Raw genomic sequence first — 275 nt, 5'->3', positions numbered from 1 at the left:
AAACAATTATTATCCTTTTGGGTTGAAGCATGGAGGATACAATGCAATGGCTGGAAATCCGGCTTACAACTATCAATACAACGGCAAGGAATTGCAGACCGAGACCGGTTGGAGTGATTTTGGAGCAAGAATGTATATGAGCGACATTGCAAGGTGGGGTGTAATTGATCCTTTGGCGGAAACGTCAAGAAGATTTACTCCCTATAATTTTGCTTTGAATAATCCTGTAATGTTTATCGATCCTGATGGAAGAAAAGCTAGAGCTATAGACCCAC

General features: G+C 41.1%; 1 protein-coding gene. It reads left to right on the top strand.

Annotated features, from left to right (window positions below; genetic code table 11):
* Positions 1–46 precede the first annotated feature (46 nt).
* A partial coding sequence (locus ACPYOJ_RS35285) for an RHS repeat-associated core domain-containing protein (RefSeq protein ID WP_481420376.1) occupies positions 47–275 on the top strand: 229 nt, incomplete at its 3' end.

The organism is Rhizobium sp. SVR5-9E, assembly GCF_056755095.1.
Note: the sequence above shows the minus strand (reverse complement) of the source record. Positions and strands in the feature narration are given on the sequence as shown.